Annotated in this window: 20 protein-coding genes; 10 read left to right on the top strand and 10 right to left on the bottom strand. The window is 60.2% G+C overall.

All coding sequences use genetic code 11. From position 1 onward, the window contains the following. Window positions 1-7 precede the first annotated feature (7 nt). On the bottom strand, window positions 8-754 hold the full coding sequence (locus tag HDE76_RS17995; RefSeq protein ID WP_184509584.1) for an SDR family oxidoreductase: 747 nt from the start codon (window positions 752-754) through the stop codon (window positions 8-10). Between the two features lie 102 nt (window positions 755-856). Between HDE76_RS17995 and HDE76_RS17990 the strand changes: the two genes are divergently transcribed. Both HDE76_RS17990 and bla (HDE76_RS17985) read left to right on the top strand, forming a co-directional pair. Next, window positions 857-1,804 carry an AraC family transcriptional regulator gene (locus HDE76_RS17990; protein WP_184509582.1) on the top strand — a complete coding sequence of 316 codons (948 nt, stop codon included), beginning with the start codon at window positions 857-859 and terminating at the stop codon, window positions 1,802-1,804. Window positions 1,805-1,917: 113 nt separating this feature from the next. After that, window positions 1,918-2,841, top strand: a complete 924-nt coding sequence (gene bla / locus HDE76_RS17985; protein ID WP_184509580.1) for a subclass B3 metallo-beta-lactamase — start codon at window positions 1,918-1,920, stop codon at window positions 2,839-2,841. Between the two features lie 200 nt (window positions 2,842-3,041). On the opposite strand, the gene HDE76_RS17980 is transcribed toward bla (HDE76_RS17985), so the two are convergent. Next, window positions 3,042-3,776, bottom strand: a complete 735-nt coding sequence (locus tag HDE76_RS17980; RefSeq protein ID WP_184509578.1) for an SDR family oxidoreductase — start codon at window positions 3,774-3,776, stop codon at window positions 3,042-3,044. A gap of 80 nt (window positions 3,777-3,856) precedes the next feature. Between HDE76_RS17980 and HDE76_RS17975 the strand changes: the two genes are divergently transcribed. The 3 genes from HDE76_RS17975 to HDE76_RS17965 all read left to right on the top strand — a co-directional run bounded on the left by HDE76_RS17975 (window position 3,857) and on the right by HDE76_RS17965 (window position 6,283). Beyond that, entirely contained in the window at window positions 3,857-4,498 is a 642-nt protein-coding gene (locus HDE76_RS17975; protein ID WP_184509575.1) for a TetR/AcrR family transcriptional regulator, read from the top strand. 453 nt (window positions 4,499-4,951) lie between these two features. Then, window positions 4,952-5,359, top strand: a complete 408-nt coding sequence (locus HDE76_RS17970; protein WP_184509573.1) for a hypothetical protein — start codon at window positions 4,952-4,954, stop codon at window positions 5,357-5,359. 123 nt (window positions 5,360-5,482) lie between these two features. Continuing rightward, a complete protein-coding gene (locus HDE76_RS17965) occupies window positions 5,483-6,283 on the top strand; it encodes a hypothetical protein (RefSeq protein WP_184509571.1) in 801 nt (266 codons plus the stop codon). Window positions 6,284-6,382: 99 nt separating this feature from the next. Here the strand turns inward: HDE76_RS17965 and bla (HDE76_RS17960) are convergent, their stop codons facing one another. Continuing rightward, window positions 6,383-7,447, bottom strand: coding sequence for a class A beta-lactamase (gene bla, locus HDE76_RS17960; protein ID WP_184509569.1), 1,065 nt, complete (start codon window positions 7,445-7,447; stop codon window positions 6,383-6,385). 376 nt (window positions 7,448-7,823) lie between these two features. Between bla (HDE76_RS17960) and HDE76_RS17955 the strand changes: the two genes are divergently transcribed. The 4 genes from HDE76_RS17955 (at window position 7,824) to HDE76_RS17940 (ending at window position 11,280) form a co-directional block, all read left to right on the top strand. Continuing rightward, window positions 7,824-8,453: a GntR family transcriptional regulator gene (locus HDE76_RS17955; RefSeq protein ID WP_184509567.1), complete on the top strand. Its 630-nt coding sequence runs from the start codon at window positions 7,824-7,826 to the stop codon at window positions 8,451-8,453. Window positions 8,454-8,668: 215 nt separating this feature from the next. Next, on the top strand, window positions 8,669-8,809 hold the full coding sequence (locus tag HDE76_RS17950) for a benenodin family lasso peptide (RefSeq protein ID WP_184509565.1): 141 nt from the start codon (window positions 8,669-8,671) through the stop codon (window positions 8,807-8,809). A gap of 45 nt (window positions 8,810-8,854) precedes the next feature. Continuing rightward, complete coding sequence (locus HDE76_RS17945; protein ID WP_184509562.1) at window positions 8,855-9,532, top strand: lasso peptide biosynthesis B2 protein; 678 nt, start codon at window positions 8,855-8,857, stop codon at window positions 9,530-9,532. Then, window positions 9,532-11,280 (top strand): asparagine synthase C-terminal domain-containing protein, encoded by a 1,749-nt coding sequence (locus HDE76_RS17940; protein WP_184509560.1) that lies wholly within the window; start codon window positions 9,532-9,534, stop codon window positions 11,278-11,280. Before HDE76_RS17945 ends, HDE76_RS17940 begins: the two co-directional genes overlap by 1 nt. 8 nt (window positions 11,281-11,288) lie before the next feature. Here the strand turns inward: HDE76_RS17940 and HDE76_RS17935 are convergent, their stop codons facing one another. Together HDE76_RS17935 and HDE76_RS17930 are read right to left on the bottom strand one after the other, a co-directional pair. Next, complete coding sequence (locus tag HDE76_RS17935) at window positions 11,289-13,367, bottom strand: Atxe2 family lasso peptide isopeptidase (RefSeq protein WP_184509558.1); 2,079 nt, start codon at window positions 13,365-13,367, stop codon at window positions 11,289-11,291. A 52-nt stretch (window positions 13,368-13,419) separates the two neighbouring features. Continuing rightward, window positions 13,420-16,068, bottom strand: a complete 2,649-nt coding sequence (locus HDE76_RS17930; RefSeq protein WP_184509555.1) for a TonB-dependent receptor — start codon at window positions 16,066-16,068, stop codon at window positions 13,420-13,422. A gap of 462 nt (window positions 16,069-16,530) precedes the next feature. Here HDE76_RS17930 and HDE76_RS17925 point away from each other — a divergent pair, with 462 nt between their 5' ends. Continuing rightward, window positions 16,531-16,830 (top strand): helix-turn-helix transcriptional regulator, encoded by a 300-nt coding sequence (locus HDE76_RS17925; RefSeq protein ID WP_184509741.1) that lies wholly within the window; start codon window positions 16,531-16,533, stop codon window positions 16,828-16,830. A 109-nt stretch (window positions 16,831-16,939) separates the two neighbouring features. Here the strand turns inward: HDE76_RS17925 and HDE76_RS17920 are convergent, their stop codons facing one another. The 5 genes from HDE76_RS17920 to HDE76_RS17900 all read right to left on the bottom strand — a co-directional run. Further along, the gene (locus HDE76_RS17920; protein ID WP_184509553.1) at window positions 16,940-17,683 is read right to left on the bottom strand and encodes a hypothetical protein; all 744 of its coding nucleotides are present in this window, start codon (window positions 17,681-17,683) and stop codon (window positions 16,940-16,942) included. 3 nt (window positions 17,684-17,686) lie between these two features. Further along, window positions 17,687-18,199: a hypothetical protein gene (locus HDE76_RS17915; RefSeq protein WP_184509551.1), complete on the bottom strand. Its 513-nt coding sequence runs from the start codon at window positions 18,197-18,199 to the stop codon at window positions 17,687-17,689. 464 nt (window positions 18,200-18,663) lie between these two features. Continuing rightward, window positions 18,664-19,383, bottom strand: coding sequence for a transposase (locus tag HDE76_RS17910; protein WP_184509549.1), 720 nt, complete (start codon window positions 19,381-19,383; stop codon window positions 18,664-18,666). Between the two features lie 1,304 nt (window positions 19,384-20,687). Beyond that, window positions 20,688-22,733: an RHS repeat protein gene (locus HDE76_RS17905; RefSeq protein ID WP_184509547.1), complete on the bottom strand. Its 2,046-nt coding sequence runs from the start codon at window positions 22,731-22,733 to the stop codon at window positions 20,688-20,690. Next, window positions 22,733-25,777 (bottom strand): RHS repeat protein (locus HDE76_RS17900; RefSeq protein ID WP_184509545.1); only part of this gene is annotated, 3,045 nt, incomplete at its 5' end. The genes HDE76_RS17900 and HDE76_RS17905, both read right to left, overlap by 1 nt.

Below are 25,777 nucleotides of genomic sequence, written 5' to 3'. Positions count from 1 at the left end.
CGTCACCTCAGCCGCCGTTGGCCCAGGCCACGGCATCCTCGCCTGCGGGAATGCGCAGTGGCGTCGATGGGTCGGTCGCGGCGCGCCACACGGCTTCGGCCACGTCGGACGAGTACGTGACCGGGCCAGATTCGTCGCGCATGCGGGCGAGAACGCTGGCTGCCAAATCCGCGTAGGCCTCGTGGTGCATGCCGTGCAGGCGGGTGCTGGCGTTGTCGCCGAAGCGGGTTTCGGGCGCTCGTCCCGGCAGCACCAGCCGCACGCGCACGCCGAACGGCTCGACCTCCGCCGCCAGCGATGCAGTGAAGGCGTTCACGGCTGCCTTGCTGGCGCTGTAAATGCCTATCAGTGGCAGCGCCTTGAGCGTCACGCTGGACGTTACATTGACGATCACGCCAGCGCCGCGCTGACGGAACTGCGGAAGAAAGGCCTGCGTCATCGCCAGCGTGCCGAAGGTGTTGGTCTCGAACAGCTCGCGCGCGGTGGCCATCGGCGTGAGTTCGACCGGCGAGCCCGCACCAAAGCCGGCGTTGTTGACCAGCACATCGATCGGCCCTGCCACCTCGACGAGCTGCTGAATGCTCTGCGCATCGGTGATGTCAAGAGGCAGCACGCGCAGGCGTTCTGAGCGGGGCAGCACGTCGTCGCGCGGCGTGCGCATGGTTGCGATGACCTGCCAGTCGCGGTCGAGGAAATAGCGGGCAATCTCGACGCCGAAGCCGGACGAGCAGCCGGTTATAAGGACCGTGTTCATGGAGAAACTCCTGGGGTGATGCATGGGGGAACGTCACGATAGGCCGCTAACACCGTACTCACTACAATCATCAGTCCATGTTTCATCGTCAGGAGTCCGGACATGATCGATCCACTCGCCGAGGTGGTCTCGCTGCTGCAGCCCGGTGCGCAGTACTCCAAAGTGGTGGTGGGCGCTGGCCCCTGGCATATCCGCCATGCGGATGCGGGCCAGCCGTGGTACTTCGTGGTGCTTGAAGGCGCCTGCCGAGTCGAGGTCGACGGACGGCCCGCGCTGACGCTGCAGTCGGGCGACTTTCTGCTGCTGCCTGCCGCCTGGGGCGTCGCCATGTCCAGTCTGGAAACGCCGCCGGCCGGGCTCAACAGCCTGCCCGTGGCGCAGGGCCACGGTGTCTTTCGCATCGGCAACCAGGACGGTCCGGCCGATTTACGCATGCTGGTCGGCCACTGCAGCTTCGAGTCACCGGATGCCGATCTGCTCGTCGCGCTGCTGCCCCGGCTGGTGCATATCCGCGGCGAGCCGCGTCTGGCGACGCTGATGACGCTCGTCGGCGAAGAGTCGCGCGAGCAGCGGCCCGCGCGCGACGTGGTGCTGGCACGCCTGCTCGAGGTGCTGCTGATCGAAGCGCTGCGCTCGAACGCCGACACCGCGGCCTCGTCCGGCCTGGTGCGCGGCCTGGCCGACGATCGCCTCGCCCTGGCCATCCGCGCCATGCACGCGCAGCCCGATCGCAGCTGGACGGTGGCGCAGCTGGCCAGCGAAGCTGCGCTGTCGCGCTCGGCGTTCTTCGAACGCTTCAACCGCACCGTCGGCGTCGCCCCGATGGCCTACCTGCTCGCCTGGCGCATGGCCCTGGCCAAGCATCTGCTGCGGAAAAACGAGACCGGCGTCGCCGCCATCGCCGAACGCATCGGCTACAGCTCCGCCAGCACCTTCAGCGTCGCCTTCACCCGCCACGTCGGCAAGGCGCCGACGCATTACGCGCGGGAACATGTCGGCGCGCCGACTCGGGATGACGAGCAGGAGCTGGGAATCGGCCTACGCGGCTGAAAGTATTGATGGGCCATCGCAGCGACTCGTCGCCCGCAAAATGCCAGCGTTGCGCCCCAGGCGATTCACCAGAGCCACGGATGCTGCAAGCTTCCATGAAAACGGAGTCGAACATGCGTACAGGGCTGGCAGCGATTCTTATTACCGCTTTGATCGCGCAGAGTGCGCATGCGAAGACGCCCTCGGTAGAGAAAGCGAGCACCGCGAGCGAGCGCTCATGCGCGAACGATCCGAGCTGGACGGCGGCGCAGACGCCGTTTCGCATCTATGGCAACACCTGGTTTGTCGGGCCACGCGGTCTTGGCGTATTCCTCATCACCGCCCCGACGGGAGACGTTCTGATCGATGGCGGCGTACCGCAGGACGCGACACTGCTCGAAGCGAATATCCGAGCGCTGGGCATCGAGCTGCGCGACATCCGATGGATACTCAACTCGCATGCGCATTGCGATCATGCCGGCGGCATCGCGCAGCTCGCGCACGACACGGGTGCGCAGGTGGTCGCGGGTGCCGCCGATAGCGCGCTGCTGGCGCGGGGCGGCCACGACGACCCGGAATACGGGGATCGATTCGTGTTTCCACCGGTGCACGTGACGCGCAAGGTGACCGACGGTGAGCGTCTGCATCTGGGCGATCTGGTGCTGACGGCTCACGCCACGCCAGGGCATACCAAAGGCAATACGACCTGGACGTGGACATCCTGCGAGGGCGTACGCTGCCTGCGTATGGTCGATGTCGGCAGCCTATCGGCACCGGATTTCACACTGATCGGCAACGCGAAGTATCCCGATGCCGTCAAGGATTTTCGCGCCAGCTTTGCGATGATCGCCACGCTGCCGTGCGACATCGCGCTCGCGCCGCATCCGGAGATGGTGGATTTCTGGGCGCGCGTGGCGAAGCGAGACCAAGGCGACGCAAACGCGCTGATCGACCCCACGCTGTGCCGCACCTACGCCAACGACTCGCGCGAAAATTTTGAGGCACAGCTGGCGAAGGAGCGCGCCGATGCAGCGTCGGCGAAAAACGCACGGCCGTAAGCGTTCGATCAGCAGCGAACGCTCGATATGGACAGCCACAGGAATAAAGCCTGTGCAAAGACTTTCCATGCCGCACTGAATCTCACCGTCACGGGTAAGTCCATTGCAGAAAAAAGCGCGTCCTGCGCTTTTTTCTTTCCGCCGTCGCTACTGTGAAACGTGCACTCTGACGAGGTCGTCTCGCGGCGCCCGAGCGTCAATTACCAGGGTTCAACGCCCTCCGTGCTGGTGAACCCGCCAGTCGGGCCATCGTCGGGAATCTGGGCCATGCGAACCGTTTCGGCGGCGCCTTCCTCGATCGACTGGTGGCCGCTGTTGCCATTGAGGTCGGTGGCGGTGTAACCCGGGTTGACCGCGTTGACCTTGATGCCGCTGTCCTTGAGCTCCGCGGCGAGCAGCACGGTGAACATGTTCAGCGCGGCCTTCGAACCGTTGTAGCCGATCAGTTTGACTGCGGCGTAATCCCAGTTCGGGTCGGCGTTGAGCGTGATCGAGCCGAGGCTGCTGGAGACGTTGACGATGCGACCGGCGCGAGATTTTTTCACCAATGGCAGCAGCGCCTGAGTCACTGCGATAGTGCCGAAAAAGTTGGTTTCGAACACGCGGCGTATGACGTCGAGGTCAGTAGTGCCGGGCAGTCCGTCGCCCTGTACCGCGATGCCGGCATTGTTGACCAGAATATCGATGCGGCCCTCGTGAGCCTCGATATCGGCCGCGGCGGCTGCGAACGATGCGGCATCGGCAAGATCGATGGCGACAAAGCGTACGGCGATGCCTTCGTCCCGCAGGGCTTTCTCGGCCGCGCGGCCGCGCGCTTCGTCGCGGGCGCCGAGCAGTATGTGGTGGCCGGCCTTGCCGAGCTGCCGCGCGACTTCCAGACCGATGCCCTTGTTGGCGCCGGTGATCAGGGCGATACGGCGATCTGCTGCGTTCATGGCGTTTCCTTCGGATGGTGAGTGGGGGTGTGGTGCTGTACTGTGATATGCGAACTATCCTTCGGCTTTTACATTCGCATATGCCAGTCATACCTACCGACGCGCTCAAGCCCCGCAAATCGCCGCGTCAGGCGCGCTCGACCGCGACCGTGACGGCAATTCACGAAGCGACTATTCAGGTTCTTCTGTCCGACGGTATCGCCCGACTCACCACGACACGCGTGGCGCAACGTGCCGGCGTATCCGTGGGCACGATGTATCAGTACTTTCCGCACAAGCAGGCGCTGTTGTATGCCGTACTGGATCAGTACCTGGACGAGGTCGTCGTCGCCATCGAAGAGGCGTGCGCACGCTACCAGGGTGCGCGCCTGTGCGACATGTCGGACGGCCTGGTCGGCGCCTACCTCGATGCGAAGCTGCGCTATCTGCCCGGCTCACTCGCGCTGTACACGGTCGCTGCGGATCTGGACACGGCAAGCCTGATCAGCGATGTGCTGGACCGAACCGACCGGGCCATCGCGCGTCTGCTGGCCAGTGCGCCGGACGCCGGCTTCGACGACATCGCCACCGTCACGTTCGCCGTGCGCACCCTGCTGGTGGGCACCGTGCGAGCCGGCCTGGAAAACGACGCATCGCCGGCGGCGCTGACGATGCTGCGCACGCAGGTTCCACTGATGTGCCGGGCCTATCTGGTGGCGGCATCGCGCGGCGGTGTTGCGTAGTCGCAACGCCGTCTTCGCCTACCGTCAAGGCGCACTCGCCGCGTCTGCTTTCGCGACAACGCCGCCGATTTGACGAATGCCATCGGTGTTGGCCACGCGCATCTCCAGATGGATCAGTCAGCCCGCATCGGGGGCGATCGGCTGGCACGACGCCGTCGCTTTTGGCATGGACAAATACATGGGACCGATGCCGGTGCTTTCCTGAGACGTTAGGCGCGATGCCAGCGACCACGCACGTCGGAGCGGATTGATACAGATCAAAGTACACAACAGGAACGTGCCCTGACCCGCTTAGCCCGGTGCTTAGCCCGAACTGAAACGGTGCCTTACGCCATTTCCCCCGACTATTCAGCGTCGGTATGCCGATATCCATGCATTGTCGATGCGCCCTATCGCCCGTGCGTGCAAAGCATGCCGGAGCCGCGGCAACTCAAAACTCGAGGCCTCATCATCATGATACGCAAACGTGTAATCGCCGTGCTGCTCGCGGCTGGCGTGACTCTCTCCGGTGCGGTGCTGGCGCAGGCTCAGGGAGTTCAGCCCGCTCCAGCTCCTGCCACCGCACCGGCAGCGGCGCCGCCGAGTGCAACGCCCAAAGCCACCGACAAAGCCACCAGGAACGCTGACAAGGCTTCCCAGAAGGCAGCCAAGCAAGCAGCCAAAGCCAAACAGCAGGCTGCCAAAAAGGCCGCCAAGGCCGCCAAGGTGGCTGCCAAGGCCAAGAGGAAACAGGACAAAGCGGCGCTGATCGCCGCCCAAGGTCCGCGCAGAAAGTCGCCCAAGAAAGCCACGACCCACGCTGCGCCCCGCACCAGCGTTCCCGCCAGTGCACCGGCCGCCAGTAGTTCTGCGGGTGGGTGAAGTCATCCCACGCCGCCCTCCTTTTTCGGTGGCAATCGCGCCGAGAAGCAAGGCTGCCATACAATGCGGAAACTCGAGGGCGGTCAAACGGATTGCCCCATTGCAACCAAGGAGAGATGCTCGATGAAGTCACGTTACGCAAGGATAGCCATGGCCGCACTGATGTTCGTGCTGAGTGCGGTATCGGTCCCACTGCTCACGCCATCCACGGCTCACGCACAGTCGTCGAGCACGGCGGCGATGACCAATGCGGATGTCGTCAAGCTGGCCAAGCTGGGTTTCGGCTCGGAGATCATCAAGGAAAAAATCAACGGGGCATCGACGGTCAATTTCAAGCTGGATGTCGATGATCTGGTCAAGCTGAAGAACGCCGGTGTTTCGCAGGACGTCATTTCCGCCATGCTCAAGCGTGCCGACGGTGGTGGGGCCGCTTCGGCTTCGGGTTCCGCTATGGCCTCTGCATCCGGCCCGGCCGGTTATCCGGGCGGCCCCGATGTCACGCTGGTGACCAAGGACGGCGGCAGTGTGCACCTGCGCAGCATCTCCGGGACCATGAGCACGACGAATGCCGTGGTCACCGTGCTGATGCATCAGAACTACCCAGGTATGGCAGCCGCCGTGCGCACGCACGACCCGCGACCGTCATTCATCGTCAACTCCACGGTTCAGCCGAAGGGCAGCATCTACATCGTGTCGCTCGACGTGGACAAGGGAGATCAGGATCGTTCGCTGAAGCTGGGCAACGCCCGCTTCTGGGGTGGCATGAAGAATGTGGGCGCGCCGGACAAGGACAACCAGGTCGCCTACGACGTCGTCTCGATGGGCAACGGCAACCAGTGGAAACTGACGCCGAGCAACGATTTGAAGCCGGGCGAATACGGCCTCTTCAGTGGCGGGCTGTACGACTTCGGCGTCGACCCGTGATGCCGCTGGCCGTTTAAGCGAGTCAGTCTGATTCTGTTGTTTGAAAGGGAGCCGCTTCGGCTCCCTTTCCCGTTCAAGGACAGGCAATCCGCGCACGGACTAAGAGAAAGGGGGCCGTCGGCACAGGCCTTCACCCACCATCCAAAAAATGTTTCGGCCCCTATGCCCGGACATGTCGCTCACATCCTTGCCGATCTCGGCAAACAGCGCGTCCCGCGTGTTTTTGTCGGCCTTCGACCCCGTCAGAAAGGCGGCCACGATGACGGTGTGGCCGTTGGGCCAGGTCAGGATGCCGATATCGTTGTAAGCGGCGGTTTCGCCGTCCAGCGAATAGGACGTGCCGCACTTGTCGGCAAAGCGCACGTCGGCGGGCAGGCCGGCGCGCAAACGAACCGGCTTCGTCTGTCCGTACATCAGATCGAGCAGCCGCTTGCTCGAATCCGCCGAAAGCAGTCGACCCGTCCAAAGCTTGTCGAGAAAGTCCACTGCCGCGTCAGGCGTCGTCCGATCGCGAGGGTCATTCAAATACGCGCGATAACCGCGCCGCCGTCGTGCCAGTGCCGCTTCATCGGTTTCGTTGGTAGGGATGGTTTGCCCATTAGCCGTCTCTTCGAAGATACGGCTGATGCCGCCCTCGCCAAGGTCAACGCGCATACCCTCGATGCCGTGCTTGCGCAAGAACGCCGTGACCACTTGCGGGGCGCCCAGCAATCGGATCAATGCATCGACGGCGGTGTTGTCGCTTTCGCTCACCGCAGCTGCCAGCAATCGCTCGACCGTGAAGTGCATCTGCTCACCCGAGAAATGCGCGCCGATGGAAGGTACGGCAGCGCCATCCACCACTTGTGCGCGGGTGATCGTCACCTCCTGACTCAAACGAATGCGACCCGCATCTACCTGTGCAAGCACCGCCGCAGCGACCGGCGCTTTGAACACGCTCATCATCGGATACGCGCGATCGGCATTGATTCGAAGTCGCGCACGCGTATCCAGATCTACCACCGTGATGCCCAGGACGCCGGGTTGCGCCTTGTCGGCGAGTTGCGCCAGCGCGTGTTGCAGGCGTGTATCTGGCGCTTCGGCAGCCATGGCAGGCGTGACTAGCGAAAGTGCCAGGCACAGGGTCAACCAGCGGCAGATGAAAAATTGAAGGTGCGTGCTCATGGATTTCCGAAAGTTGGGTGCGCACCCGGGTCAAAGATCCTCTACCTGAACTTATCCCACAGGTGTAGCGGCTCAAGGTGCACGTAAATCATAAGGGATCGGGAGCGCACGCCTCGACCAACACCGGAGGACCTCGCAAAGCCCGCGTCCTAAACCAGGCAGAGCACCCGTGTGTCGTATCGAGAAAGTGACTCTGAACCGATTTTGGTGCATCCTTTCGCCGTAACATTTTGCGTGTATCAAGGTTTCGCACTTCGTCGTCCTGCTCGAGCGTTTTTTTCTGACGCCCCATGCGACGAAAACCCATTCCCCTGCCGGACGATCCTCGTACCGTCCGGTCCAGGGAAGCAGTCATCAGCAGACAGGGAGTTCAGCTATGGATGCCATCCACTCCAAGAGTGCCTTCGTGTATGGGGAGGTCAGACGCGCTCTGCAATCGGGACGCTATGCACCGGGGCAGCGGATCGACCCGTCCAGGCTCGCGCAAGAGTTCCACACCAGCCCCACGCCGGTTCGACTCGCGCTGTATCGACTCGTCGGCGAAGGCCTGATTGCCGATCATGCACGCAGTGGGCTGCATGTGCCGCTGCTCACCGAAGTCGCGCTGCGCGACCTCTACGACTGGATGGAGCGCCTGTTGCTGATGGCCTGCGATATCGGGGTCGTGCCGACACTTCGGCCGATCGCCGAGCCGGAGATCGTGTCCGCCGACGACGATGTGGTGAAGCTGACATGGCAGCTGTTCGATGCGATCGCCCGCGCAACAACCCACTGGTCGCTGCACCATGCCGTAAAGCGGGCCAACGACCGGCTGGCGCCGATACGACGCGCGAAAAAAGAATTGATCGAGCACGCCGACGAGGAACTATCGCAGCTGGACCGGTATTGGCGCATGCGCGACATCCCCCGCTTGAAGTCGGCCCTGCGCGACTACCACGAGCGCCGCAAACAACTCGTACCGACCATCGTGGCCGCGCTCAGCGGCCGCATCGATTACCTGCACTAAATCGCACGCTGACGACACGGCATCCATCCGCGCTGCCCGCGCAATGGCGGCATGCGTCGACCGACGAACCTGCGCAGACAGGCCCAACAAGACCTGCGTCACCCTCCGAAATTAATCACCGGATGACAACGCAATAATCATTGGCAAATTAAATTTTCAGACGTCTACGCTGCGCGCGTCATGGAACTGCCATGACGCGAACGTAGGAGACCGACATGAACACGAACGAGAACATCCGCAACGACACATCGGAAGACGTCATCGAGCTCGGCGTCGCCAGCGTCGAGACAAAGGGTATGGCTGGAATCACCGAAAACTTCGGCCTCGTCCCCATCGATGGTATCTCCGAAGCATGATCGACAAGGCGCGCCGAAGGGCGCGCCTTTTTTTGGAGTGGTGCAATGACCCAGCTCGAACTGCATGGCGACCTGTCGTACTGCAATATAGACGGCCACCTGATCTTCCTCGACGTTCAAAACGATCGTTACTTTCGTCTCACAGAGCGTCTGGAGTCTGCCTTAATTGCCTACCTGGATCGTGTCGACAGCCGAGACAGCGATGTCCGCACGTTGATCGAAAGAAAAATACTTGTCGACGGATCGAACGACTTCGGCCACATACCGACCGCCTTCAAGAACGTTCCGAAACGCAGCGCGATGGAGGAAGCGGCCCGTGCCAGGCGAGCCAGTGTCGGTGAGGTGCTGGACACCGCCGCCATCGTTTGCTCGACACAGCGGCAACTGAAATCCTGCCGCCTGAAAAAAATACTCGACGGGCTGGCATCTCGTAGAGCGAAGCTGACGCCTGGATTGCCAACCTCCAGTGATAGCGAATCACGAGCGATGGATACGGCCGCCGCCTTCCGCAGCGCACGCCCGTACGTTCCGATAGATACCTGCTGCCTGCTTGATTCCATCGCAATGATCACGTTCCTGGCCAAGCGCCAACTTCATGCCGATCTCGTCTTTGGCGTGACGGCAGATCCGTTCTCGGCACATTGCTGGGCGCAATACGGTACGACGGTGCTGAACGATGCGCTGGGACACGCATTGACCTATACGCCGATACGGGTGATTTGATGGACAGCGATTACCTTGCCGTTCTTGCCCCTGCGGCAGGCCTTTTCGATGTGGCCTTCCCCAACCTCGGCGACACCCTGCACACGATGGGCATGCGCGTCCGCCATGCGTCCGGTTCGATGACGCTATTCGGTACGAACGACCTGCCGGTGCTGTCACTACCCGGCGGCGGGGTTCTCATCGGGTACCTGTTCGGGCAGGACGGAATGCCCATCAGTGACAGCGCGAAGTTTTCGGAACACGCAAACCCGGCGCAGACCCGGAAGCACATTCTGGAAACCTGCTGGGGCTCTTACCTCATCATCCAACCCGATGCGCATGCCCCGGAAGCCTTTACGATCACGCGAGCCCCATCGACCGCGGGCAATCTTCCATGCATCTATTCCATCCAAGCAGGGTCCGGTTTTCTGACATCGGATATCTCCCTGGCGATCAGGGCGGGGCTTTATCGAAAACAGATCGATTGGGACTTCATAGCCCATCGCCTGACGTATCCCGGCATCAAGACGCAGCGCTGCGGATTCGTCGATCTTGTCGAGTTGTTGCCCGGATGTTCGCTAAGCGTAAGCGGTAGCGAAATCGCCGCCCGCCAAGCGTGGACGCCCTGGGATTTCGTCCGCCCCGATCAGCGCTACCGCCATCGGCGCGAGGCCGCCGACCATATCCGGCACGCCGTCTCGATGGCCGTCCGCGCGTGGACGCATGCGGACCGGTCCATACTGCTGGAACTGTCCGGCGGTCTCGATTCTTCGATTGTCGCGGCCTGCCTGCGCGATAGCCATGCGCGCGTCATCTGTTGCAATCTGACGACGTCCGTCCCCGGCGTGGACGAGCGGCATTACGCGCACCTGATGGCCCGACAGCTCGATGTCAAACTCCATACCGAACGCCTGGACATCGACAGAGCGCGCTTTGATTTCGCTCCATCGCCCGATTCCGTTGCCCCCGGCATGGGAGCGCTCCAGCACGCCATCGACGAAATCATGGAGTCTGCTGCCGAACGCCACGGCGCCGACGCGTACTACTCGGGAGGCGGCGGTGACTCGGTGTTCTGTTACCTCCGAACGGCGGCCCCCGCGGCGGATGCGTTCAGGGCGAGCGGGTTTCGCGCGGCATGGGCTGCGTCGAGAGACTTATCCAAACTGCACCAATGCACGCTCTGGAAAGCAGGCCGGCTCACCATCGCCAAACTGCGTCGGCCTCCGACATCGCCTTACCACGACGATGCCACCTTCCTCGCGCCAGGCACGGCCAACGTCAGCCCGGAAGCGCACCCCTGGTTTGCGGCCCCGAAGCACGCCTTACCCGGGGACAGAGAGCGCCTGTTCGACCTGGCCGGCAACCAGCTCTTTCAAGGCCAAGCGTCGCGTGGAGCGCGCCGCCCCCTGCGCTTCCCGTTGTTGTCGCAGCCGGTGATGGAAGCCTGCCTTCGCGCCCCCAGCTGGATGTGGATAGCCGACGGCAAAAATCGCGCGCTTGCCAGAGCGGCGTTTTCCGACGTGTTGCCGCCGGACGTCGTGAACCGCCAGAGCAAGGCGACCTATATGAGCTATCTCGGCGCCGTCTACGAAAAGAACAAGCATCACATCGCAGACTTTCTGCTGTCGGGTCGCCTGCAGTCGCAACGCCTCCTCGACGCACGCGCCATCCACGACTTCGTTGCAAGGCCTTTGCCACCGCGCGACCAGACCTTTCTGAGGATGTTCGATCTGTGCATGGTCGAAAACTGGGTCCGTCACCAGCCATAGGGAGTGCTCTAGCGCGCGTCGTGCAGGCTCGACCGCATCGATCGCCAGTAGACGTATTGCGGCGCCTTTTCCGGCGCCGGATCTTCCACGCCCAGCAGCCAGAATCGAAACCAGTCCAGATTGCGCTCGTACACCGCCAGCTTGTGCTTCGGCTGAAACTTGTTGTGCGGCTCGTGGGGGAAAACATAAAGGTCCGCGCGGTTGCTCCGCATCATCGGAATGGCATAGTCGAGACCGTGCATGTACTCCTGCTCCGAGAACTGCATCAAGATCGGCGCGTCGATCCTGCCCAGGTTGAAAGTGGGGGAAATCTGTCGCCACGGCGCCGAGGCTTCGTCCGGGTTGCCCAGCTGCCAGTTGCTTCGAAGCAGCGACACGAATGGATCGCCGATATTGCTGCCCAGCAGGTAATACATCGGCGATGTCGTCGGCGACGCCATCGATGCAGCCGCAATGGCGTGAGAATGGATGAGTATCCACATCATCGCTTCGCTGCCGAAACTGAGCCCACCCATGCCTATCTTCGACCGGTCGGCCTTGCCTTCGGCGGCGAGTCGATTGATCGCGCTTTCCACCGCCGACTGCCCCACCTCGTAGCGTGTGGCGGCATCGCTCGAAAACGATGGCGCGTTGATGCAAAGCGTGGAGATGCCCTGCTCTGCCATCGTCGCCAAGGGCCACTCATCGCCCGAGCCTCCGCGCATAAAGCCGAGGCATCGGTAGTAGGTCACGAACAGCGGCGGCGGCGCGGTGCCGGTGCGGCGCGCGGAATACAGCTGCCCCGTCAAGGTCTGCCCTTTCGCATCCGTCCAGCGAAGCCGCTGCATGGGAATACCGGAGATAGCCTGCGCCAGTGCCTGATTGGGATCGAACAACACCGCGCGCACACCCGTCTGCAGATCGACCCGTTCCAGTCGCGCCGGGCGATTGGCTTCGGCCGTGACGCACGCCAGCGCGGTCGGCGATACGCCGCAGACGCCGGGCCCCCAACTGCCCTCGCCGCCAAACATGCCAGTGGACGTCGCTACTGGAGTCACGACACCCGTGTCCACGTTCCAGCGGTAGATGGACTGTGCGAACCCATCGCTGTAGGGCGACACGGTGAAGATCACCTCGTCACTCCCCGGACGCCACTGCACACCGCTGATCGCCTTGCCGCTGCACGCCTTCGCCACGCACGTCACCACGCGGCCAGTGCTGCCGGCCGGCAACATGGCCAGCACGATCTGCGGGTGGTCGGTGGTTTCTGCCGTGCGCGTCAACAGCGCCAGGCGTCCGCTTGCGCGGTCACGATCCAGCTTCCAGACGTGGTTTACCTGCTTCGCCAGATCCGCTGCCGTCAACGCGGCAGCAGGTTTTTCGGACGGCGCGAGATCGCGTACCGCGCCGGTTGCCAGATCCACCGCCTTCCAACGATCCGGCACTGCGTCCGTCAGATCGACCCGGTTGAAGATCAGCCCCAGACGCTGGGTCGCCAACCGTCCCCCGGTGGCGCCGGATCGGAACAGGTTCTGCCCGAGTGGCGTGCTCCGGTCGACGCGAACGCCACGGTCGTATTCGGCCTGCTCTGCTGCCGCAACGTCCTCGCGGGTCGGCCCGACGCTGTACTGCAGCACCTTGCCGTCTACGCTCAGCGAAAAGTCCCGCACATCTGCATCGCCCTGGGTCACGCGTTCGGCGGCATCGCCGTTCGCCGATGCGCGCCAGATGTCTATCCGGTCATTCAGGCGGGCACGGTAGTAAATCCATCGCCCGTCAGGCGACCAGACGGGTGTGGGCGGCAGCTCGATGCCGGCCGAGTCGCGCAAGGGAACACCGCCATCGCCCACGCGCTGCGGCGGCGACGATCCGTCCATCGGCTGGACGTACCAAACAGTGTCGTACGTATCGCGCTCGATCGACGCCCGCTGTATCCGGAACGCCACGCGCGAACCGTCGGGCGACACCACGGGACTGCTGAAGTCCGCCATCTCCACCAGCTGCCGTGGCGACACCGCAAACGCGTGCGTGCTCGCGGCAAAGGCGCTCAGCAACACAGCCAGGCAGACAACACGCCTGACCATGGTTCGGCATAAAACAAACCTCATGATCTCGCTCCTGTGGGGGTTTGCAGCGCAGTGCGCTGTGCATCGCGCGGCATCACCAGTGCTTGGAAACGGACAGGCTGAGATAACGCCCGATCGCCGAATAATTGGTCGAGTCGTACGGCGCATACGTCCGCGATGTCACGGCGTACAGCGGCGGCGCCCGGTCGAGCGCGTTCTGCACACTCAGCTCCAACGCCACACCGGACCATGCGTCGTCGCGTGCGCCGGTGTCGTAGCGCAGCGTGGCGTCGAAGGTGGTGAACGAGGCACCCTTGCGGCCATCGACGGTGTCGGTCACGCCGCTCTTGTAGTTGCCGAACAGCGAGGCGGTAAAGCCGCCCTGCTGCCACACCGCCCCGAGCCGGCTGTTGAGCCTCGCCGGATAGAACAACGTGCCGGCGAGGTCGTAGGCCGGCTGCGCCGACGATATCTGCTGCGTGCTGTGCAACCAGCTGGCCGAACCGCGCAGCGTCAACCGGCCCGGCGCCAGATCGAACCGGTACGAGCCCGACGCATCCAGCCCCTTCGCCTGCTGCCGGGACGTGTTCATGAAAAGATTGGGCGCGATCGCGACCACGTTGGCGGGGTTGTACGCGGCCCCGGTGGCGTTGGTGAATCGGAAGGTCTGCAGTATCTGCGCCAGCTCGGCGGCGGACGGCGCATCGACGATGAACTGCGCAAAGGCCGGGTTGCTCAGCGCCTGCGCAGGCACCAGCGGCTGCACGACGCGGTCGGCGTAGTCGACGTCGAACCAGGTCAGCTCCGTCTCCAGCCCAGGCAACGCCTCGGGATGAAAAGCCAGCGACGCACTCCACGTTCGCGCCTTCTCCGGACGCAGGTCGGGGTTGCCACCCGTGAGATAAAGCACGCTCGCATTCGGCGCGTAGCCGGTGCCGCCCAGTGCCGCGGCTGGAAACAGAAACGCATCGCGCTCCAGGTATTGCTGCGACAGCGTGGGCACCTTGAACGACTTGCCCCACGAGCCCTTCAGGGTGAAGTCCCCGCTGGGGCTGTAGACCACGCCCAGCTTCGGCGTGGTGACGCTGCCGAAGCTGTCGTAGTCCTCGCCGCGCAGCGCACCGGTCAGCGCCAGCCGCTGCACGCCGGGCACACCCTGCTCCGGACCGATCAACGGCACGTTGAGCTCGGCATAGGCAAAGCGACTGCTGACGCTGCCGTCGACCTGCGCCACGCCGCTGACCAGGTTGCGACTCTGAAAAGCGTTGTCCCTATAACCGGCGCCCACCGCCAACCGCGCCTCCTGCCCGTTGAGCGAGAACAAGGGCCCCTCGGCGCCGATCTCGTAATCGCGGCTTCGATTGCGGTAGCCCGTGCGCGAGAGCGTGGACGTTTCGCTGGCCGGGGTCACCACCGAGTAGTTCACGTCGGTGCTCTCCCTGCCCCAGGTGCCGTCGACCGACAACGTCCAGTCGCCGGGCAGAAACAAGTCGAGGCTGGGAGAAATCAGCGAGGTGGTGGTCGACGGCGCATTGTGTTCGTAGTTGGTGGCATAGCCCTCGTCCGTAGCGATCTCGCGCTCGGTGCGAAACGTATCCAGCCGAAACTCGCCGATATCGCCCAACGACTGATGCAGGCTGAACAACCCACTGCGCAGATCGCTCGCCTGATACAGCGTGGACGGCGCATACATGCCCTGGGTGTAGGAGCGTTGATCCGAATAGATCGGATCATTGTCAGTCTTCTGCCAAGTGGCGATGAACCCGCCAGTGGACCAGTGCGTGCCGCCCGTGGCGGTGTACTCATGCGTGGTCAGCCCGCCGTCCGTGGCGCTGCCATAGCGGGAGCCCACCGTCACGCCATCGAAGTCGCGACGCAGAATCACATTGCCCACGCCGCCCACCGCATCGGAGCCGTAAATGGCCGAGGCCCCGTCGGCGACGATTTCGATGCGATCCACCGCCTCCACCGGAATGGCGCTGATATCCACCATCTGGGTGAACCCGCCATACGACATGCGCCGGCCGTCGAGCAGCGTCAAGGTGGCATCCGGACCCAGGCCGCGCAAGTTCAGGCCCGAGCCACCGGTAATGTTCTGGTTGCCCTGCCCGCCACCGGTGGCGCCCGCGGCGACGCCCGGATTCTGCCCGCCGGAAAAATTCTGCGGCACGCTGCGTATCACCTCGCCGAGGTCGGCAAAACCCTCCTGCTGGATCTGCTCGCTGCTGATCGACACCACCGGCGACGGCGTGCTGCCGCCGCGGATACGCGTGCCGGTCACGGTCACCGTGGCCAGTTGCGCCGCCGGTGCCGCGGGCGATGCCGTCGCTGCCGCGCCGTCGGCCGCCGAACGCGGAGCGGAGGCGGCGCTGTCCGGCACGCGCACGATCACGACGCTTTTATCGCCCGCCTGCCGATACGCCAGCCCACTGCCCTGCAGCAAACGGCCCAGCGCGTTGCGCCAGCTCATGTGTCCATGCACCGCCCTCGCCTGCTTGCCAGCGACAAGTGCGGGTGGATAGTCCATCCGCAGCTCGCTCTGCTGGCCGAGCGCATCGAGCGCAGCGGCCAGCGTGCCGGCCGGCAGATCGATATCGCTGTCGATCGGCGAACCGCTCACCGCGACCCTCGGCGGCGGGCTCGTATCCGTGGCGGCCTTCTGCGCCCGCGTCGGCTCGGCCGCACCGGTGGCGGCCACCAGCAAGGCGATGGAAACGGCGTGGCGTAGCGTGTTTGTTTTCATGGTGGCGTCCTTTGCTTTCCCCTGGGTTGGCCCTCTTGGCCTGCCGGTCCGGTGGTGTCCGGGCCTTGGCGAGGTCGTCGGGCAAGAGCTGTTTTGTGTGTGGCTTGCGGAAGTGTCGGAGCATTGCTGGCGAAGACATCCTTTAACGTCTCACTCGCCTCCTCTTTCGCCCGCCACACGGTCGTAAATCACAAAAATTCGATAGCCGAAAATTGCGCGGCGACAATTAATTGCTACATTTAATGTAGCTTTGGCGACATAGCTATATCCGCTTTTCCTCCGCTCTATTCACTCGCACGGCAGTCATAAAAACGTTGAGCGCTTGAGCATCACCCAGCTCAAGCGTGCCATTCGCAAGATGCTACATATAATGTAGCATACGATTGAGCTTTGGGAAGCCATCCTGTAGCGAACTACAGAAATGGCTTTCTACGGTTCATGTCGCCTTCCAACTCCCGCAGCATGTTCACCAAGCGCCTGAAAGAGGCACGCTTGGCTTTGGGAATCTCCCAGCGAGAGCTGGGCAGGAGAATTGGACTATCGGAGGACGTGGTGTCCAGCAGGGTCACAAGGTACGAACTCGGAACTTCTGAGCCGGACTTCGCGACAGCCAGCAAGCTGGCTAAAGAACTTGGCGTTCCGTTGGCTTACCTACTGGCAGACAACGACGCACTCGCAGAGATCATTCTTGCGGTCGCAGGTATGTCGCCGGCGGAACAACGACGGATGGCTGCGGAATTGAAGGCAAAGGCCAAGCGCTGAGCTATCCACACGTGTTTCAAGGGTTCGAGAACACACAAGTGAAAAAGAGACAACAGGCTCTGGCTCGCTTATCTGGCTCGCTTATCTTTACTACTCTCCCAAGTTATCTTCACTTGAAGACAATGCTGATTAAGTCCTCGATAAAACTACTAACTTTCTTTGGCCCAACTTTATATTTACCTGCATGACCGCACTTATTTCTTAAATTTAGACCTTCCTCAAGAACCAATTTTTGGTTCTTGTCATACAACCCTAGCTCCTGAGAAGCCAATAGCAGGGTAACCTCCTTGATCAAAACCAGATCGTCGACCTTATTTATAGTTTTTGCCTTCTGATCATGTTTCTGAACCGCTACATTTACATTTACCGCACCGCATGCAAAAACATCGTCACGAATCTTTTTGACCGCACCAGACCAAACGAACACTACCGTTGCCCGAAGAGCGTTAACCTGCAAGCACTTCAGCGCCTCTTCCAAGTAGTCGGAAACATCCGTATCACCAACTTTTGAAATCAATGCCTTCAACGTCGCAACATCGTTCTCAACTTCAACATCATTGGCTGGCAACTGCAAAAGCTTTCGTACATAGTCCTGTCCGCTCGAAGTAAGAGACCACAAAAATCTCTTTCCCTCCTTCCCAGCAAGATGGACATACGGGGCAGACTTTGAAATCGTATCTGCAAGATTGAGCGTTCCTGCACGAGGTACGCGTCCTCTCTTCAAAAGTGCCCGCAAGCTCTCAATCGTTATATCGCTTGACGCTTCGTATCGCTGATGGAAATACATCGCCGCGAGGCAGATGTCCTTAAGAGGACTCCCCTTTAGAGGGTGAAGAAATTCGACCAGAGTCATTTACTACTCCTGCGGAAGCGACTTTGTGCCCTTGCTAATTTTGTAAGTATCTTTCAGAAATATCTCACCGCTTACCGTCGGCTTCCAAGATTTATTCTGTTGAACAAAAAGACTCTTGCCGCCGCTTTTCCCTTGCCTGAGCGTCATGTCTACACGTGCAGGCACGGTAAGGCCGCAGGAATCTGCAAGCTCCTTCAACTCTTTGATCGAAATTGCGTAAGCACCATAATTTGAGTACAGCCATGCAACTAAGACCATAACCGCATCGGCAGGCTTCTTCGTATCGAAAGAGTTGATGAATGCCCCCAGATCAGTTGTATCAGGCGCTTCATCGCTCGAATCTGTTTCTTTAACCTTTGCTTTTGGTGTAATTGACGCACCCGCACCAGGGCTGCCGAGATATCGAGAAACAAGGATTTCAAAGGTTGCTGGCCGGATAGATGGATCCATCCCAATAACAACTGCATTAATCTCAGCAAGCATCTTTTTCGTTTTTTCGAAATCCTCGTTGCTCATCGCCTTTCTCCTTTAAGAATTGATCTGCATTCCAACCTATGATTCTCACCCGCCTAACGAACGTTATACACCAATCTCACAGCCTTCGATGGAGGTCTTATTTGTGTTACAGCCAAAACAAATTTTCTCAAGCGGAGCGCGCTCAGAAAAAACTTAATGAACCGGTTAGCTGACAAGCCGTTCAGACCTACATAACCGCTCGAGTTCGCGCAAAACAGGCGCGGTTTCACTCTCTAATAGTCAAAGCAGCGCATCCAAGCTGACCTCTTATTTGTCGGCGCAAAACTGGGGCAGGTTCACCTCCTAGTCGCCGAAGCAATGCATCTAACCCGACTTCTTCATTGGCTGGCAAAAGACCTCGACCCGGCTAATGCCGCTCAGCTTTTCCACCTCCGGAAGTGAACCCCCTGCGCGCGCCACCAGCAGCCCCAGATCGTTGGGCGCAGCAAAGGGGACGGAGGTAGTTAACCTGAGCGTTTGGCTGAGCTTTCATCCTTTTGTTTGCTTCGCGGTCTTCCTTGCTGCCGCACGATGACTGATCGTCCCAATGTTTTCTCTGCCATCGCCTGAAATCGTGGGCTTCCTAGCGCCCGCTCTTGTTTGATGTGCTGGCGGATACCTGCCAGCTCGTCGTCGCTGACTCCGGCACGAAGCCACGCAGAATATGCTTCGGCGCGTTGCAGTCGATCTGGAGCCCCAGCTAGAAATGCCTCATGGGGAGTGACGATCGGATCTTGTAGCAAAGCCAGTTTGGCGTGAACACTTGACCACGCGTAGTGCTCGGGTAATTCGACCATGGCGGAGCGCACTGGATTGAGCGCGATATAGCGGTACGCCGTAAGCAGATAGCGATTCGAATCGACCAAACAAGACTTGAAACGCCCCTCCCACAATGTACCGGTACGCCGATGCCTGCGGTTGAATGTCGATACATAATTTTGCCCGACTTGGCGCATTGCCTTGGACAACGCACCCGCTTTCTCGGAACTGATGAGCAAATGCACATGGTTCCCCATGAGCACGTAGGCATGAATTTGCAGCGCGTGCCGCTGCGCACTGGCGGCTAGGAGTTTCAAATAGTGTTGTCGGTCGTCATCGTCGAGGAATACGGCGCACCGATTGACTCCACGCTGAGTGACATGAACGGGAATGCCGGGGATCTCGAGACGGGGTTGGCGAGGCATGGTAGGTCCGCATGGGTTGCTCGCCGAGTGTGGAGACTCATCTGCACCTGATCAGCCAGACATTGACGATTGTCCATGTCGGCCGCCGCTGCTGACGGCCATGGTTTAACTACCTCCGTCCCATTTGTTCGTGCCGCCGCAAATGCTCGGCCTCTTGCCGATGGGTACGAAGCGGTTTGTGTCGGTGATTCCGGCGGCGCAGGTGTTCGCCGTCAACGAACTGCGGCCGTTGCAGACGCGCTTCTAGCAGCTCAATGAGCGGATGGGCCGAGAAGTGGTGACATTCGACGAGTACCGGGTGGCGGGTTTGGCTGCCGATGCAACGAATGCGGTTAGCTAATGTAAATAGAAGCCTGCTTGCCTGAGCGTTACGTTTAGCAAGAAAAAGGCACACGCATTTTATAATCGTGTTGCACGCCTCTCCCTTTGCCGCTTCCGTAAAACTTTTTCTATCAGAGTAAATTAATTAGGTTATTAATTATCTAATTTATTTACTGATATTTTTATCATTCTTTTTAATAGAGTTCTTGTCAAAGTAAGCCAAATTAAAATTCCGGCCAGCACGCCCTCCAAAGCGGATACGACGAATACAAAAATAGCACGATCTAAAGTTAAAATACCCTGCCTGTAGCTTAAGTACAGAAATGCCGCACATGATGGGAGGCTAATAAAAATTTCACTTAATACGATATTTCCGAAAAGTGATCTGCTGACCCAATTAATAAATTTTGATTTTGTCACAGTCTCTGCCTATATATTCTTATCTTAATGTCGCATTTTCTAGGGGCAGTTTTTTTCAGTTTATGTGATGGATCTAATATATATCTTAATGGATTGAACGCTCACGATTCTCCGGATGGACTCTAAGTGACTGCGAAGATGAATGGTCTGGTTCCAACCGCGCCGGAGCGTGCATTGATGATCTGCATAACGAGATCGACGATAGCAACATGAAATCAGGCTTTGTTTGCTGAGCATGTTAATAACATATCAACAAGCAATTTTTCAGATGCCCCTCTATTAAATAATCTATTTTCTTAAATTTCTGTTTTTTCTCATTGGCTCAAATATTATCCAGAGGAGAGTAGCGAAAACCAGAGATCCTAAAAAACTTATGCACACCGCAAAAAGCGCTTCGCTCCATACTAATCGCCCCCGAGACCCCTCTCTTATTGCAAAATAAACAAATTCTGGCACAGCAAGCAACAAGACGCTTAACATCAATATAAAAATAAAAAATGCTTTTGGCGACTTATTAAAATTGGATTTTTTAAATGACACTTCATTTCCTCCACTTAAAATATTTATTGGCAATTCTTTTTATCGTATTTGCCCGTTAGCCAGTCAAATCCTTTGCCTATTCCACCACCTAAAATAAAGCCGGGGCCGATACCCATAAACCCGCCAACGACATAAGAGGCGACGGGTTCACCAGCTATGGCGTCTAATCCCATTATAGTGTCGAAGCCTTCGACGCCCATTACTCCAATCGCGCCCTCCGCAATTTCAGCCTCAGGAAATCCTGCCACATTCACTATAATGACTCCAATCGCAGTTCCTGCAACCGCACCTATTTTTGTACCATTAGACATATAACTGCCGCTGCCATTCCCATAAGATAAGCCGCCATTTTCAAAAGCGCTGTACTCATCTCTCTGGGGGCCGGGCGCAAAGGTCCATGAACCGATGCCCTCCAAGCCCAGTGCATCTTTATAACTTACAGGGTTGCTTCCGACATAGACGTAGGTATTAATTCCACCCGCCAAGCCACTGGGATCGCTCTCGAGGTAACGCCCCTCATTGGAAACGTAATCCCGATAGCCGTTGTTCCAGGTCTGCCTTTCGGTATCGTAGTACTGCCCCGGAAAACCGAGGTTCAACGTAATGTTTGCCGTAGTCACCTTCTGCGTAAACGGGAAGTTCTGCGCCAGCCATATCACGTTCTGCGAGGCATCCGTCACTACTTCCGGGCGACCCACCTGATCGTCGTGGATGGCGCTTACTTGCCCGGTGCTGATCCGGCCGATCAACCGTCCATTCAACCGCACATAGTCGACCCAGGTGCCGTTGTCGTCCTCGGCCAATAATGTGCCATCTGTGCCGGGCGCAAAGTAGGTTGTGCCGGTCGAGCCGCCCGCCTTGCGCAGGCGCTGTCCTTCCGGGTTCACATAGTCGGCCGCGCCGCCGGCGGCATCGAGCCGGGTGTAAGGGTCGTACTGATAGCTCGCTGCCCCGTTGACCAGGGTAGTGTTGCCGTTGGCGTCGTAACCGTACTGGGTGCTGGCGCCCCCACTTATCCCGGTCAGCTGGTTGCTGATAGGGCTGTAGGTATAGGTCTGCGTGACGCCGTTGACGGTCCCCGTGTTCCGATTGCCGTTCGCGTCGTACTGGTAACTTTCGTTTTCTACACTGGAATACACCGACGTGACACGCGACACGTAGTCGTAGCCGAAATTCTGCGTCAGCGTGTTGTCGATGCCGTTGGTGATCTGCGTGATGCGATCGGCCGCGTCGTAGGTAAAGCCCAGACTTTGCTTGCCTGGCACGCTAATACTCGTCAGCCGCCCGTCCGTGTCGTAGCTCAGGGTATTGGTGAGGCCATTGCTGGACGTCCAGGCGGACATCGCCATGTCCATGGGCCGATAGGTAATGGCCGTGGCGCCATTGATCGGTGAGGCGCTGCCGATCTTCAGGGAAATGCCGGAGACGGCGCCATTGGTGTAGGCGTAAATGGCCTGGTTGCTGTCGGGGTAATTCACCACGGTCACGCGACCCATGGCGTCGTAACTAAAGCCCAGCGCATACGTCGTGCTGCCCATGGTGAAGCCGCGACCACCCATCCATCCTTCCGGCGTATAGCTGTAGGACGTGGCTCCCGTGGAGTCACTATCCGAACACAGGCGACCGAGCCCATTGGTGCAGTTGTCGTAGGCGTAGGTCTGGGTCAGCCCACCGGCGCTCACGGTGGTGCGGCGGTTGATGCTGTCATAGCCGTAGGTGGTCTGCACTCCGTCCGCGCGCGTCATGCTGGACGGTCGTCCGTATCCGTCGTAGGCGTAATTGACGGTGCCCGTATCAGGGCTGACCTGCTGCAGCAGGTGGCCCAGACCGTCGTGCGTATAGGTCGTTACCAGGCCGCGTGGGTCGGTGACGCTCGCCACGTGATCACCGGCGTCGTAGGTCATCACTGTGGTGACGCTCTGGGCCCGCAATGCGGGTGAGCAAAGCGCCATGAGTACCGCTGTGGGCAATAGCTTGAGGCCGGCTGACCCTTTCTTCCGGGCATTCATGGTGTCCTTCCTTGGGTTTTTGGCGCCAAGCACGGTCGGCGTGGTGAGACGTGGTTTCATCAGTTCGTCCCCACCACTTTCGCCGTGAGCGTGCAGGTCGAGCTGGACACGTTGGCTCCAGCCGCATTGAAGAAAGTCACCGTGAACTGATATTGCTCACCGTTGCCACTCGACGATGAGGTGTACAGGCTGGTGACATAGTTACTGGAAGGGTTGCTCGTAATCGCTACCGGTGAGGCGGCAGGATTGACCAACGTACCCGTGGACGCCGAATCACCCGCAGGCGGGCCGATGAGCGTCCAGACGTACTGGACGGTAACCGCCGTGGCTGGCACGGCGCCGGATATCAGCACGGCATGGGTTGCATTGGGCTTAGAGCCCCAAACATCCCATGTGGTACCGCTCACGATTTCGAAACCGATCGACGCACTTCCGCTGGCCTTAGAAATGGAATAGCTCTCGGTGTACGACTGGCCATTGATCGCGAGAGGTACGGGAATGGTCACCACCGTCGTACTCGTGGCACTGAACGACCCGCAACCTACCGCATCGCAAGCCTGTACCCGGTAGCCGTAACTTCCATTCGTTTCGCCACTGACCGCCACGCTGGTCGCCGCCGAGTTCTGCAGGCTCGTCCAGCTGCCGCCATTGACCTGCTGCTGCAGGAGATAGGCACTCGCGCCGGTGACGCCACTCCAGCTCACGGTGTAGCTGCCGGTGGCATTGGTGGCTGGCGCACTCAGACCGGGAGCGGCGGTAGGTGCCGTAACGGTCACCGAACCGGTACCACTCCAGGGACCGCATCCGCTGACATTGCACGCCTGCACCCGATAACCATAGGTGCCTGCGCCCCGACTGGCGGTGCTCCAGCTGGCCGATGCGCTCGTTTGCACCGTGCTCCATCCGCCGCTATTGACCTGCTCCTGCAGGGTGTAACTGGTCGCCGCGCTCACACCGCCCCAACTGATCGTGTAGCCGCCGGTGTAGCTAACGCTCGGCACACTGAGCGCGGGGGCGCTGGCCGGTATCGGTGGAATGGCGACCGTGACGGTGGCCGTGACACTCCATGCGCCACAGCCGGAACTGTTGCACGCTTGCACGCGGTAGCCATAGGTGTTGTTGCTCTTGCCCGTGGCCGCCCAGCTGGTCGCTGCGCTGGTCTGCACCGTGGCCCACGCGCCACCGTTCACCTGTTCCTGCAAGGTGTAACTGGTAGCGCCGCTAACGGCACTCCAACTCACGGTGTAGTAGCTCACATTGGCGCTGGCCGGCACACTGAGGGTCGGCGCGCCGGCGGGCTCGTTCACCGGTACCTGAAAATTTCCGGAGTTGACCAGGGCGAGGTTGGCGGCACCTATTGGTGAAATGCCGTAGAGATAGATCACCTGACCTGCGTATTGAGTGCGAGTGGCGACGGACAGGGGAATGCTGAAGCGGTAGCTGCCGCTGCTCACATCGCAGGCACTGGCGACCGCCGGTTCGCTGGCTTGGTTGGCGGTGTAGCGCCCGATGTCGGTACCCGCGCCGGCCGGTCCGCCCAGATACAGATCCACGCTGATGGACTGCGCTATCCCTGTGGAACACGCCCAGCCTGTCACGGTGGCATTGCCCGACCCATCGATGGATACACCACCGACGTAGCCGTAGACTTGCGTAACGATGACGGTACCCGTGTTGCTCCATGGACCGCACCCGCTGCTGGTGCAGGCTTGGGCACGGTAACCAAAGGTGGCGGGGCTCTTGCCGCTGAGCGCCACGCTGGTGGCACTGCTGTTCTGGATCGTCGTCCATGCGCCGCCGTTGGCCTGCTCCTGCAGGATATAACTCGTGGCGCCGCTCACGGCCGTCCAGCTGACGGTATAACTGCCGTTGCTGCTGTTCGCCGGTGCACTGAGCGTCGGCGCTGCCGTGGGTATCGAAGGGCTGGCGCCGCCGCTTTCCACGGTTTGCGTGAGGCGATCGAGATGATCGTATTGGTAGTTGATGACATGCCCGACGGCGTTGGTGGTCGAAACCACATTACCGTTGCCGTCATAGGCGTACGTCAGCATCTGGCCGTTGTTGCCGGTCTTTTGATACAACCGACCCAGGGCGTCATAGTTGGCGGTTTCCTTGAGGCCGACATCGCTGCCGCGTGTGACGACATGACTGGTCACATCCCCCTTGGGGTCGTAGCCGAAGGTCTCCGTCGAGGTGCCGTCCTTGTCGTTGTGCGTGATGGTCTGCACCATCATTTCCGCATTGCGGTTCCAGGTCGTGACCTCGTTATCGGGCGTCGTGAGCGTGTAGAGCAGCCCGAAGCCGTCGTAGGTGTAGGTCCACGATCCTTTAATGCCATAGGGATACGTCGTTTTGGTGCTGAGGCGGCCGCGCGCATCGTAGGTGTAGTCGGTGGCATCGCCGTTGGGACCGACGACATGCTGGACCTCGCCGAGCCCGTTGTAGTTGCTGTAGGTCGTGGTGTGTCCCAGGCCATCGGCAAACGAGCTGACGTTGCCCAGCGCATCGTAGGTCGTCACCTCGGTATCGCTGTTGTTCGGCGACGGATGCGTCACCGACATCGTCTGCACCATGCCGTTGGCATACAGCGTGTAGTTGTAGGTGGTGGTCAGCGTTTGATTGGCGGTGCCGTTGGCCGACAGGTTGGTGACTGACACGGAGGCCAAGCGGTTCTGTGCGTTATAGGTATAGCTAGTCCTGGACCAGCCTTCGACCGTGACGCTGGTCAGCCGATTGAGTTGCGCGTTGGGGTCCCACACGTAGTCCGTAGTGCGTGCCTGCGACGTGCCATAGGCTTCGGTCTCCGTCTGCAGCTGGCCGTTGGCCGCGTACGTGTAGGTGTGCACGTTGCCGTTGTTGTCGGTGGTCTGAGACAAATTGCCGTTGTTGTCGTACTGCCGCGAATTGACCGTCGCGCCGCAGTCGGCTACCGCATTATTGCTGACCGAGCTCAATTGGCCGTTATAACCGCCGTTCGTTCCATAGGTGCCATCATAGGTTTGCGTGGCTTGATGACCTAAAGGATTGGTGACCGTCGCCTGGACGTTGCCTGCGCTGTCGGTCGCATAATTGATGCTGATGTTCTGAGTGTCATCTGCGAGATA

The sequence above is a fragment of the Rhodanobacter sp. ANJX3 genome (assembly GCF_014200755.1).
Classification (GTDB): Bacteria; Pseudomonadota; Gammaproteobacteria; order Xanthomonadales; family Rhodanobacteraceae; genus Rhodanobacter.
The sequence above is the reverse complement of the archived record's forward strand: the minus strand, read 5'-3'. Positions and strand labels throughout refer to the sequence as shown.

Excerpts from the sequence above, each read along its gene's own strand:
- bla (WP_184509569.1), bottom strand. The coding sequence starts at position 7,447 with ATGAGCACGCACCTTCAATTTTTCATCTGCCGCTGGTTGACCCTGTGC.
- HDE76_RS17925 (WP_184509741.1), top strand. The coding sequence starts at position 16,531 with ATGTTCACCAAGCGCCTGAAAGAGGCACGCTTGGCTTTGGGAATCTCC.
- HDE76_RS17950 (WP_184509565.1), top strand. The coding sequence starts at position 8,669 with ATGAACACGAACGAGAACATCCGCAACGACACATCGGAAGACGTCATC.
- HDE76_RS17930 (WP_184509555.1), bottom strand. The coding sequence starts at position 16,068 with ATGAAAACAAACACGCTACGCCACGCCGTTTCCATCGCCTTGCTGGTG.
- bla (WP_184509580.1), top strand. The coding sequence starts at position 1,918 with ATGCGTACAGGGCTGGCAGCGATTCTTATTACCGCTTTGATCGCGCAG.
- HDE76_RS17915 (WP_184509551.1), bottom strand. The coding sequence starts at position 18,199 with ATGAGCAACGAGGATTTCGAAAAAACGAAAAAGATGCTTGCTGAGATT.
- HDE76_RS17940 (WP_184509560.1), top strand. The coding sequence starts at position 9,532 with ATGGACAGCGATTACCTTGCCGTTCTTGCCCCTGCGGCAGGCCTTTTC.
- HDE76_RS17965 (WP_184509571.1), top strand. The coding sequence starts at position 5,483 with ATGAAGTCACGTTACGCAAGGATAGCCATGGCCGCACTGATGTTCGTG.
- HDE76_RS17905 (WP_184509547.1), bottom strand. The coding sequence starts at position 22,733 with ATGAAACCACGTCTCACCACGCCGACCGTGCTTGGCGCCAAAAACCCA.
- HDE76_RS17945 (WP_184509562.1), top strand. The coding sequence starts at position 8,855 with ATGACCCAGCTCGAACTGCATGGCGACCTGTCGTACTGCAATATAGAC.
- HDE76_RS17980 (WP_184509578.1), bottom strand. The coding sequence starts at position 3,776 with ATGAACGCAGCAGATCGCCGTATCGCCCTGATCACCGGCGCCAACAAG.
- HDE76_RS17995 (WP_184509584.1), bottom strand. The coding sequence starts at position 754 with ATGAACACGGTCCTTATAACCGGCTGCTCGTCCGGCTTCGGCGTCGAG.
- HDE76_RS17970 (WP_184509573.1), top strand. The coding sequence starts at position 4,952 with ATGATACGCAAACGTGTAATCGCCGTGCTGCTCGCGGCTGGCGTGACT.
- HDE76_RS17935 (WP_184509558.1), bottom strand. The coding sequence starts at position 13,367 with ATGAGGTTTGTTTTATGCCGAACCATGGTCAGGCGTGTTGTCTGCCTG.
- HDE76_RS17920 (WP_184509553.1), bottom strand. The coding sequence starts at position 17,683 with ATGACTCTGGTCGAATTTCTTCACCCTCTAAAGGGGAGTCCTCTTAAG.
- HDE76_RS17975 (WP_184509575.1), top strand. The coding sequence starts at position 3,857 with ATGCCAGTCATACCTACCGACGCGCTCAAGCCCCGCAAATCGCCGCGT.
- HDE76_RS17910 (WP_184509549.1), bottom strand. The coding sequence starts at position 19,383 with ATGCCTCGCCAACCCCGTCTCGAGATCCCCGGCATTCCCGTTCATGTC.
- HDE76_RS17955 (WP_184509567.1), top strand. The coding sequence starts at position 7,824 with ATGGATGCCATCCACTCCAAGAGTGCCTTCGTGTATGGGGAGGTCAGA.
- HDE76_RS17990 (WP_184509582.1), top strand. The coding sequence starts at position 857 with ATGATCGATCCACTCGCCGAGGTGGTCTCGCTGCTGCAGCCCGGTGCG.